The following is a 5151-nucleotide window of genomic DNA, read 5'->3' as shown; positions in this document are numbered from 1 at the left end:
TTTCGGGCGATCGACGCTGCCGGACTCGCACGAGTCGATTTCTTCTACGTCGAAGCCACGGGCGACGTGTTGATCAACGAAATCAACACGCTACCTGGATTCACCGCCACAAGCATGTACCCGCAGCTGTGGGCAGCAAGCGGCGTGTCGTTTCCAGAGTTGGTAGACCAATTGATTCAGTTTGCCCTAGAGCGACAAGCAGGGTAGGTCGTACGGGAGTAGCCGGTTCTGACAAACTCATCAGGCGAAGCCGTCGCTTACTCCCGTACGACCTCACTAGCTCATTTGGCTGGCTTACCCACGACCCGGAGCCGCTGCGTCACCATCGTCATGCCATCCTGCCGCACTACGACCGCTGAAATCCAGCGATTGTCTGGCGCGGTAGGAGCACGACCCACCTTGAAAATGCCGCCTGCTGCAAGCAGCTCCAAATTGACGGTTGTAGGGTTGAGGTAGCCCTCTGGCTTAATCGACTCCTCTAGCGCGGCTCCCAGCAGCAGACTATCGCCCAAGGGTTCTTGAACGACTGCGTCGATGCTGAACTCCTCGTTGGCATTCACCTGCTCTGGCAGAGTCAGCTTCAGCGTTGGTGGATTGGAGCCCGACTTCGTTTCGCTGCGCTCTGACACAACCTCTTGGCGCACGATCGCTCGATTCTCAAACCGCTGAGTTGCTGCCAAGGTGGAATTAAGCTTGAATTCGCGGTTGCCCTGCTTATAGGACCCAGTAATGTACGTGACGGTTTCTGCAGAAATCCCACTGCCGTCGGGCTTCCAGGACTTAAGCTCTGTGCGGTAGTTGAGCGTAGGGTAGCGGCTCCACAGCTTGCTGAGCGATTGTTCTAAGCTTTGGCGCGTCAGTCCGTCTGAGTGAGAAAAGTTGGGGCTGTAGAACTGAAGCACACCTTGTAGATTGCGGCTGTTGGCAGCGGCGTCGATCTGCGAGAGCGCCTGCTTCAAATCAGCCGGAGCCGTTTCGGGTGTTTCTGCCTGAACGATCGTCGCGCTCAGAGCACTCGCTAGAGCCAATCCCACCGCAAACAAACTCGTCTGCCACGATCGTCTGCCGCGATTGGGATGCTTTAAACCTTTAGCACTCCAAGGGGCAATCAGATGAGTCAGAGAATGGTGCATAGTGTTACCTGCTGAGAAATCAGTGGGAGCAATAAGGTACGATGAGTAACCGAATTGTTGGACGTGCTGAGCGATCGCATCGAGGCGAACCCGTGAACGATTTATCCGATTCTACTCTGCCAGCCAATTTTCCCGCGGCAATTTCACAGTCTCCACAGCGGCTACTGATCGCTGCCAGCGGCACAGGCGGCCATGTTTTTCCCGCGATCGCCGTTGCGGAACAGCTACCAGAGTATCAAATTGAGTGGTTAGGTGTGCCCGATCGCATGGAAACGCGCTTAGTTCCGACACACTATCCGCGGCACACCATTTCAGTTGAAGGATTTCAGCAACGACTGGGACCAGGAACCCTAGGAGTGCTACTGAAGTTTGTCCGATCGATTTGGCAGGTGCGGCACCTGCTGCAACAGGGGCAGTTTCAGGGTGTGTTTACCACAGGCGGCTACATTGCGGCTCCGGCAGCGATCGCCGCGCGATCATTGGGCTTGCCTGTGGTTCTGCATGAATCCAATGCCATACCGGGGAAAGTAACGCGCTGGCTTAGTCCGTGGTGCAGCGTTGTGGCGATCGGCTTCAACGCCGCCGCAACGCACCTGCCTCGCACAAAAACGGTCTGCGTCGGCACGCCTGTTCGCGCTCAGTTTTTCTCGCCGCCTGCGATCGACTTACCCATTCCGCCTGACGTGCCCCTGCTGGCGATCGTGGGTGGTAGTCAGGGAGCCGTCGCTGTGAATAAACTCGTGCGGCAGTGCGCTCCCGCGTGGCTAGAGGCGGGCATCTGGATTGTGCATCAGACGGGAGACAACGACCCAGACGCGCAGTCGCTCCAGCATCCCCACTATCTCTCCCTGCCCTTCTATGACAACATGGCAGGGCTGCTGCATCGGGCAAATCTCGTTGTCAGTCGTGCCGGAGCAGGGACGCTGACGGAGCTAGCGATCGCCCAGACCCCCTCGATTTTGATTCCGTTTCCCTTCGCGGCTGAAGACCACCAAACCTACAACGCTAAAGTGTTTGCGGATGCGGGAGCCGCCCGTTTGTTTCAGCAGGCGGACCTGACGCCGGAAACGATTACAGCAGAAGTGCTGCATTTGTTGAAAGACCAGACGGCGCTTGAGCAAATGGCGCAGCAGACTGCCCAGTTAGCCGTACCGGACAGCGCCGATCGTCTTGCCAAGCTGATTCGACAGGTGTTGCTCAGCCAGGCGGACCGAAATGAGTCCGCATCAGTACGATAAACGACACTCCATCGTTTCGCTTAAACGACTGCTGCTGCTCAAACCCTAGCTTCTGCCACACCCGGATCGCTCGCTGGTTGAAGGCTGCGATCGTGACTCTAAACGCGGCTGGCGCAAATAAACTGTCTGCAAACTCTAATACGGCAGTGGCAAATCTATTGCCATTGCCACATCCAGTTAAGTCAGGGCGAACTCCCATGCCAATGTCTAGTGCTTGATCTTGGTAATCTCCACCTGTGACTTGCCCATCTGGTCCAAATGAGCAAAAAGCGACTAAGCTATCAGTCTCTTCAAGGCTGTAGAAGGCGTTGCGTGGATTGAGAAGATGCTGTAATGAGCTGAGTTCTTCCAGTTCACTGTTGTTGTAGAAATCGTAAGGCGGCTCGTACTGCCACTTTAGAACAGCACGGGCAGTGTTCTCGTTCATTGGGCGAAACGTGAATTGAGACACACGCTTTGTACGTTCCTTGAAGCTGGACATGCGCGATCGATTAATTCAAGGCAAATGCATCATGTCAACAAGCAGCAATTTCGCCCTCTTTGTTGAGAAGTTTTCAATAGTTAAGGCTTATCGAGAAGTGATTTGACTACTAATAGTGGTATCAACTACCCAAAACATTACTATCGTTCCCCAAGCAATTTAGATGAATTTGCGCTGTCTAACGGTGAAACTGTGCGGCGGCAGACACCCTTGCACTCTCACCGACAATCTTTATTCCGCCGCATGAGCGCAGCGTTAGCTGGCTCGGACAAGACCCAGACACCTACAAGCCCAGACACTTACGGACCCAGAACCGTAAAATAGGGAAAGTAGCGAGGAATTTGGCTATGAGCGTTGTTGTCCCTAATGAGATTTTAACTGCTACTCGCATGACTGAGGCTGAAATGCGTCAAGAGATTGCTATTATGCTTTTTCAGCGCGAAAAGCTTACCCTTGCTCAAGCCAGTCGATTTGCAGCAATGCATCGCGTCGCATTTCAGCATCTACTTGCTAGCCGTCACATTCCAGCACATTACGGAGTGGAAGATTTTGAACAGGACATCCAAAACCTGCGGGAGATGGGTAGATTGTGATCATTGTCAGTGACACATCACCCATCAACAATCTTGCTGCAATCAATCATCTTCACCTCCTTCATCAACTATACGGAACGGTTCTTATTCCCGAGGCCGTTTATGGAGAACTCACTGACCCGAATTTTCCTGTTGCAGGTGCGATCGAAGTACAAACCTTTGACTGGATTCAAACTCGTGCTGTTAGCGATCGCACCCTTGTTGAAGCACTAAGCAACGAACTGGATGTTGGAGAAGCGGAAGCGATCGCTCTAGCAGTGGAGATTCAAGCTGATCAAGTTTTGATTGATGAACGCCGAGGTCGGCTAGTTGCAAGTAGGTTGAATCTCCGCTTCATAGGTCTCTTGGGAATCTTAGTCGAAGCGAAAAGTCAAGGCTTAATTGCTGAGGTGAAACCTCTATTGGATGCGTTGATCAATGAAGCTAGATTTTGGGTTGCAGAACCTTTGTACAACAGTGTTTTGCAACTTGTTAATGAGACCGATCTACTTTGATCTTTAAGGTAATTAGGTAAGCTTTGTGGATGTCTCACAGACAAGATAGAGCCAGCTAACGTTTCTAGTCAGCGGCTGTGAGCCACGTTACTCTTGTCAGCCCGCTGCACTAGAGTTGTTATGCTGCAATCGCTGAACAGAATTCATGCCGCACTCCTATACTCTAACTGCGGCTCATCCCCACCATCCCTAACAATTACATCAATACAATCATTATCAGTAACGATGAAATAGTGTATTAGTTGATCTTCAATCAACATCCCACAGGCTTCATCAACTAATTCTTGCACTATGTCTGATTGAGAAACAGAATAGATACTCTCTTCCATCGGCAAAGGTAGATGTTGAAGCTGTCTTAATCTGTATCCTTCATCGATAACGCGGTATGCGTCAGTAATCCCAAACTTTACTGCCACAATCTGGTCAGTATCATGAAAAATTAAGTCAATTTTTAAGCCTTCATAATCATCAATCAGAGACCACATATCAGAGCGACCTCTGGGTAAAATGCCTATTTTCCAAGGCTTATACGTCTGATTCTTAGTCCGATCCATCTAGCACTTCATTACTAATTCTGCAAATCTTGTCCAGGATTCAACAAACTTTACAACTTATGTCGAAGACAAATAACTTAACTCAGCTTGCCATCACCAGAAGATTTTGCGGCACAACAAGTTATTGTACGGAAAGTTTCCGTATACCTACCCTTGCAAGGGGTGTTACCCGGAAGTTTTCTGCATAATTTCCCTTTAGAGGGAATTACCTTGAAACTTTCTGCATATTACCCTTCTTCGGAGAGTTACCCGGATAATTTCCCTATATTTTTAGAAGTCCACACCAGTGAAACGATCGCCCCCTTCCCCCTGATCTCAAACTCTCTAGCCAAGGGATTGACGGAACACCCGCACTACCGCTATCCTCACAAACTAAGGTTGCAGGTGTGTTCTCTCACATGCAGCCTGTATTCCCAAAAATTCAGTCAGCGCTACCCTCTGCTGTTTGCACCAGCAGAGGGTAGCTAACCTCCGAGACTGTTCTAGGCAGTCACGGTGGCTAAAGGCGGATCTTAGCATCCTCTTCAGTCACCTTGCTTCCTTGTGTCGTGGGGTGGCTGAGTTTTTGGGATTTCCTCAACTCAAACGATAGGAGATCCCACCATGCTAGATGCATTATTGTCAGCGTTTCCGCCAAACGATCCCGGTGCGCCCTTGC

General features: G+C 51.0%; 6 protein-coding genes and 1 pseudogene. 4 read left to right on the top strand and 3 right to left on the bottom strand.

From position 1 onward, the window contains the following. A pseudogene (locus H6F43_RS14365) lies at nucleotides 1-207 on the top strand (D-alanine--D-alanine ligase); the annotation flags it as partial. A 74-nt stretch (nucleotides 208-281) separates the two neighbouring features. On the opposite strand, the gene H6F43_RS14360 reads toward H6F43_RS14365, so the two are convergent. Then, entirely contained in the window at nucleotides 282-1133 is an 852-nt protein-coding gene (locus H6F43_RS14360) for a nuclear transport factor 2 family protein (protein WP_242025616.1), read from the bottom strand. A gap of 41 nt (nucleotides 1134-1174) precedes the next feature. Between H6F43_RS14360 and murG the strand changes: the two genes are divergently transcribed. After that, entirely contained in the window at nucleotides 1175-2371 is a 1197-nt protein-coding gene (gene murG / locus H6F43_RS14355; RefSeq protein ID WP_190343418.1) for an undecaprenyldiphospho-muramoylpentapeptide beta-N-acetylglucosaminyltransferase, read from the top strand. On the opposite strand, the gene H6F43_RS14350 is transcribed toward murG, so the two are convergent. Then, nucleotides 2331-2822 carry a GNAT family N-acetyltransferase gene (locus tag H6F43_RS14350; RefSeq protein WP_190343417.1) on the bottom strand — a complete coding sequence of 164 codons (492 nt, stop codon included), beginning with the start codon at nucleotides 2820-2822 and terminating at the stop codon, nucleotides 2331-2333. The genes murG and H6F43_RS14350 overlap by 41 nt on opposite strands. 377 nt (nucleotides 2823-3199) lie before the next feature. On the opposite strand from H6F43_RS14350, the gene H6F43_RS14345 reads away from it, so the two are divergent. Both H6F43_RS14345 and H6F43_RS23180 read left to right on the top strand, forming a co-directional pair. Beyond that, nucleotides 3200-3445: a UPF0175 family protein gene (locus H6F43_RS14345; RefSeq protein ID WP_190343416.1), complete on the top strand. Its 246-nt coding sequence runs from the start codon at nucleotides 3200-3202 to the stop codon at nucleotides 3443-3445. Beyond that, a complete protein-coding gene (locus H6F43_RS23180; protein ID WP_190343415.1) occupies nucleotides 3442-3939 on the top strand; it encodes a DUF3368 domain-containing protein in 498 nt (165 codons plus the stop codon). Before H6F43_RS14345 ends, H6F43_RS23180 begins: the two co-directional genes overlap by 4 nt. 143 nt (nucleotides 3940-4082) lie before the next feature. Here the strand turns inward: H6F43_RS23180 and H6F43_RS14335 are convergent, their stop codons facing one another. Beyond that, nucleotides 4083-4424: a hypothetical protein gene (locus H6F43_RS14335; protein ID WP_190343414.1), complete on the bottom strand. Its 342-nt coding sequence runs from the start codon at nucleotides 4422-4424 to the stop codon at nucleotides 4083-4085. Nucleotides 4425-5151 lie beyond the last annotated feature (727 nt).

Source organism: Leptolyngbya sp. FACHB-36, from assembly GCF_014695955.1.
Classification (GTDB): domain Bacteria; phylum Cyanobacteriota; class Cyanobacteriia; order Leptolyngbyales; family Leptolyngbyaceae; genus FACHB-36.
This window is presented reverse-complemented; position numbering and strand designations above follow the sequence as displayed.

What these genes read in the sequence shown, in the direction of transcription:
- H6F43_RS14360 (WP_242025616.1), bottom strand. Translation starts at nt 1,133, where the DNA reads ATGCACCATTCTCTGACTCATCTGATTGCCCCTTGGAGTGCTAAAGGT.
- murG (WP_190343418.1), top strand. Translation starts at nt 1,175, where the DNA reads ATGAGTAACCGAATTGTTGGACGTGCTGAGCGATCGCATCGAGGCGAA.
- H6F43_RS14345 (WP_190343416.1), top strand. Translation starts at nt 3,200, where the DNA reads ATGAGCGTTGTTGTCCCTAATGAGATTTTAACTGCTACTCGCATGACT.
- H6F43_RS14335 (WP_190343414.1), bottom strand. Translation starts at nt 4,424, where the DNA reads ATGTGGTCTCTGATTGATGATTATGAAGGCTTAAAAATTGACTTAATT.